Origin of the sequence: Nostoc sp. NMS4, assembly GCF_017115095.1 — a bacterium.
In the GTDB taxonomy this organism is placed as follows: Bacteria; Cyanobacteriota; Cyanobacteriia; order Cyanobacteriales; family Nostocaceae; genus Nostoc.
This window is the reverse complement of record NZ_JABXKI010000385.1, coordinates 1-4,486: the sequence shown is the minus strand read 5'-3', so window position 1 is coordinate 4,486 and position 4,486 is coordinate 1. Positions and strand designations below refer to the sequence as shown.

Sequence of the window (4,486 nt, the reverse complement as noted above, 5' to 3'; positions counted from 1 at the left end):
GCTGAAGCGGAAATCGGTAAACAGGAAACATCGTTAGAGAAAGTAATATCTATGACACGTAAAGTAATTAATACTGATAAAGCACCCGCACCAGTCGGACCTTATAATCAAGCGATCGCAGCTTCTGGTCAATTTGTATTTATAGCTGGACAAATTGCCATCGATCCCCGCCTTGGTGATGTCGTCTACACTGATGATGTTAAAAAGCAAACTGAGCAGGTATTAGCTAATCTTGAAGCCATCCTCACAGCAGCCGGGGCGACTTTTCAAGATGTGGTAAAGACTACTGTATTTTTAGCTGACATGAATGATTTTGCGGCGGTGAATGCCGTATATGCTAAATATTTCCCGGAAGATACAGCCCCAGCGCGGGCTTGTGTGCAGGTATCGCGCTTACCTAAAGATGTGTTGGTAGAAATTGATGCGATCGCTGTAATTAGCGGTTAGGAGAAATAGAACAATGAGCAAAATTTTAACGGTTACATTTGATGGTTCTGTTTTACTGTCAACTTTCAGAGAGATAAATCATGAACATTGAACTTAAACCCGAACATGAGCAATTTATCCAAGCCCAAATTGCTAGTGGGAAATTTACAAATGCAGATGAAGTACTTGATCTAGCATTTCAACTGCTAGAAAAATTAAATTCTGAGTATGTCCAATGGGTGGAAGAAACCCGTCAAAAAGTTGATGTTGCAATTGCTGAAATTGAAAGGGGGGAAGTTTTGGATGGCGAAACTGTAGTCATGCAGATACTAGAAAAGTTCCAAAAGGCACGTGAGGCTTAGTAATGAGCCGCTATGTAATTTCACTATCTGCAAGTCGTGACTTAAATGAAATTTCTGATTACTTTTTAATCCAAAACCTAGAAGCAGGAGAAAAACTATTTAGAAAGTTTAACAATAAATGTCAAAATTTGGCGGTGTTTCCAAAGATGGGACGCAGCTATGCTCATATTAAACCTTCATTACGTGGCTTACCGCTAGATGGATATGTCATTACCAAGTGATTGATGATGGGGTTAAAATTTTGCGCGTTGTCAGCAGTCGTCAAAATTTAGAATCTTTATTTGCAGAGTCGGATGAAGAATAAAGCCATAAATTATGTTAACTGGGATGAAAAAATATATAGACATTCTTTAGCTTGCATTAAAGTGCAGATAAAACTCTATTAATTACCTCTCAAGAAATGCGTAGGCGTAGCCCGTCGTAGATATCGCCTCTATAACTTTGGGAATACTGAAATAAAGTACCCTATAAGAGTATTAAAAATGGCGGAAAATCGTGTCAGTGCCAGTTTAGCCCCAGCAGATAAGAAAGCGGTTATGGAAGCGATCGCTACAATTAGAGAAAAGTTACCATTTTTGATTGATTTGACCACCGAAGACCGACGCACCATAGTTAAGATGGGGGATAAAAGTCGGGCTTTTGTTAGCAAAGCTTTAGAAGTGGCGACACAGAACCCTAACTTTTTGCCTCGTTCTTTTGATTTGGAAGAAATGCGCCGAGACTTGGGGATATATGAAGACTTGTATCCAGTGCTGTTATCTTTGACGCAACTGCAAGAACTGGTGGATGATACCTGTATAGCGGCTGGTAGTGAAGCTTATGCAGCAGCCTTGGCAATTTATAACTATGCCAAAGCTAGCGGTGATGTCACAGGATTAGATGCAGTCATTGATGAGATGGGACGCAGGTTTACCCGCCGTCCTAAAAAAAAGAAACCCGAAGCCGCAGCTAGCTAAAGCCTAAAATAGGCAATAACAGCAGCTATGAATTAAGTACAATACGGCTTCTTGCTTGGGGTATAACAATGTTATGCCCCTTTCGCGTTTTGTATCCCAAAATTCTTGTAACCTGCGAAGGCAGGTTTTGCTTGTGTAGCCGCGATTTCTAATCGCCAGGGCATTTTTGAGCCTTTTATCCTCGAAGTTGAGCCTTTTATCCTCGAAGTTGAGCCTTTTATCCTCGAAGTTGAGCCTTTGAGCCTCGAAGTTGAGCCTTTTATCCTCGAAGTTGCGCCTTTAAGCCTCGAAGTTGAGCCTTTTATCCTCGAAGTTGCGCCTTTTATCCTCGAAGTTGAGCCTTTTATCCTCGAAGTTGCACCTTTTATACTCGAAGTTGCGCCTTTTATCCTCGAAGTTGCACCTTTGAGCCTGAAATTAGAAGTTTATCTAGACAAATTATTATATTTACTAATGGTTTTCAGGAAAAACCTAATAAAACCTTGTTGAAATATATTAACTCAGTACATCTACCAGCATCATACAACAACTATGAGCAATACTTCTGGATTTTCAGTTAGCAAACCTGTTGCATTATGGAATAAACCCATTAAAGCTGACTTTAAAGAACTATTCAAATCACTAGGGAAAGGTGTGATAAATGGGGCATCGGGTCAGTGGGGAGAGGTAGCCAAAGATGCTGTGGAAGCTACAGCAGCACTAGGTTTAGGATCAGCACCAGGGGAAGTTGCTTGGTTACTAATTTACTGTTCTTTGAAAGAAGCAATAGAGAGTTTGGTAAAAGAAAATCAAGGGTTACTGTTTGAAAAACCAAACGAGAGTGATCTTAACCTATTGTGCGATCGCCTCAACCATTCCCTAGAAAGTATAGAATTGCGTATTGACCAAGATTTTTTTAGCCGTCCCAAAGATTTGCCGATTTTGGAAGCGGTTAAAACTGCTTTTGCCGACTGGTTAAAATACTTTAGCGTCAATCAGGCACAGGCACTAACAATTAGTCATCGTCTTCCTACCTATTTTGTGTTTGCTTTACATGAAGAGTGGGCAAAACATCCAGAAAAATATGCTTCTTTAAAAGAACTGAATACCCCCTTTACTCCAGCCAATGAACGGGAACAGTTATGGCAGCGTTATTTAGCTTGGCTACAAAAACAGGTTGAAGAACCGATGTTTTTAGAAGCCTTTGGTTTAAAACAGGTTTATGTTCCTTTACACGCCTACTATAAGCAGAAAATTGGGGGTGAAAAGTCAGAAGAATTTGAACGCCGCATCAGAGAAGATGATAAATATCAGCGAATTGTTCTTGATTTAGAAATTGAACTAGAAGCTTGGTTAGAAAAAGGCGATCGCCATGATGCCATTAGAGTGATTAGTGGTGGGCCAGGAAGTGGTAAATCTTCCTTTGCCAAAATCTTTGCAGCTAACCAAGCAGAAAAAGGGAAAATTCCGGTTTTATTTATTCCTTTGCACCATTTTCAACCCTCCGATGAATTAGTAGAGGCAGTTGGTAAGTTTGTACGAGACTATGGCTTTCTCAGACATAATCCGCTAGATAAAGATAAGGCTGATTCACGCTTACTGATTATCTTTGATGGTTTAGATGAGCTTGCCATGCAGGGAAAAATTGCCACTGAAACTGCTCAACAATTTGTGCGTGAAGTCCAAAGAAAAGTAGAGCGGTTTAATGTCCAGAAAACTTGCTTACAAGTATTAATCAGTGGTCGAGAACTGGTAGTGCAAGCAAATAGTAGCGACTTTCGCCAACCACAGCAAATCTTGCATATCTTGCCTTATTTTGTTACTGAAGATGAGAGAAAGAATTACATTGATGATCAAAACTTGTTGCAGCAAGATCAACGTCAGATTTGGTGGCAGAAATACGGCAATGCTAGCGGACGGGGATATGATTGCTTACCAGAAGAGTTAAACCAAGATAACCTTACAGAAATTACTGCCCAACCCTTGCTGAATTACCTAGTAGCATTGAGTTTTGACCAGCAAAAGAAATTTCCTACAGACGGCAACCTGAATGCAATTTATGCAAATTTGCTCACAGCAGTTTATCAGCGCGGTTGGGCTGATCATCAACATCCGGCCATTCGTGGAATTGAGGAAAAAGACTTTGTTCGCATCCTCGAAGAAATTGCTTTAGCTTCCTGGCATGGAGATGGACGAACAACAACAGTCAGAGAGATTGAAGCCCATTGTGAACACAGTAGTTTAAAGAGTCTTTTAGAGAAATTTCAGGAAAGTGCAAAATTAGGTGTAACTCGTCTTTTGACTGCCTTTTATTTTCGTGAGAGTGGAGTTAAGGAACAGGAAAAAACTTTTGAATTTACTCACAAAAGTTTTGGTGAATATTTGACAGCAAAACGCATCGTGCGAGAAGTTAGACTCATTCATAAAAAGCTGAAGGATCGCCAGAACGATCCAGATGAAGGATGGGATGAGCGCGAGGCTTTAAAAAGGTGGGCAATTCTGTGCGGTGCATCCCCTATGGATAGATACCTTTTTAAGTTTGTTGCGGATGAAATGCGTTTACAGGATGCATCGGATGTTAGCAATTGGCAGCAGACATTATGCGATCTAATTGGTTTTATGTTGCGTCATGGAATGCCGATGGATCGCTTGACTCCCAGACTTGATTTTCAAGAAGAAAATAGACAAGCACGAAATGCAGAAGAAGCGTTGTTGGCTGTCTTAAATGCTTGCGCTAGAGTGACAAAGACAGTTTCAAAGATT

At 40.5% G+C, this 4,486-nt stretch carries 6 protein-coding genes; all 6 read left to right on the top strand.

The window, feature by feature from the left end; genetic code table 11:
• A partial coding sequence (locus tag HWQ37_RS31975) for a RidA family protein (RefSeq protein WP_292754970.1) occupies nt 1-447 on the top strand: 447 nt, incomplete at its 5' end.
• Between the two features lie 80 nt (nt 448-527).
• A complete protein-coding gene (locus HWQ37_RS31970) occupies nt 528-788 on the top strand; it encodes a ribbon-helix-helix domain-containing protein (protein WP_292754967.1) in 261 nt (86 codons plus the stop codon).
• A gap of 2 nt (nt 789-790) precedes the next feature.
• Nucleotides 791-1,009, top strand: a complete 219-nt coding sequence (locus HWQ37_RS31965) for a type II toxin-antitoxin system RelE/ParE family toxin (protein ID WP_292754964.1) — start codon at nt 791-793, stop codon at nt 1,007-1,009.
• Nucleotides 1,010-1,270: 261 nt separating this feature from the next.
• Complete coding sequence (locus HWQ37_RS31960) at nt 1,271-1,744, top strand: hypothetical protein (protein ID WP_292754961.1); 474 nt, start codon at nt 1,271-1,273, stop codon at nt 1,742-1,744.
• Nucleotides 1,745-1,981: 237 nt separating this feature from the next.
• Nucleotides 1,982-2,233, top strand: a complete 252-nt coding sequence (locus tag HWQ37_RS31955; RefSeq protein ID WP_292754958.1) for a hypothetical protein — start codon at nt 1,982-1,984, stop codon at nt 2,231-2,233.
• Nucleotides 2,234-2,275: 42 nt separating this feature from the next.
• On the top strand, nt 2,276-4,486 hold a 2,211-nt coding region (locus HWQ37_RS31950; RefSeq protein WP_292754955.1), incomplete at its 3' end, for an NACHT domain-containing protein.

Bases quoted from the DNA above. Each gene is read 5' to 3' on its own strand.
- HWQ37_RS31970 (WP_292754967.1), top strand. From the start codon at position 528: ATGAACATTGAACTTAAACCCGAACATGAGCAATTTATCCAAGCCCAA.
- HWQ37_RS31965 (WP_292754964.1), top strand. From the start codon at position 791: ATGAGCCGCTATGTAATTTCACTATCTGCAAGTCGTGACTTAAATGAA.
- HWQ37_RS31960 (WP_292754961.1), top strand. From the start codon at position 1,271: ATGGCGGAAAATCGTGTCAGTGCCAGTTTAGCCCCAGCAGATAAGAAA.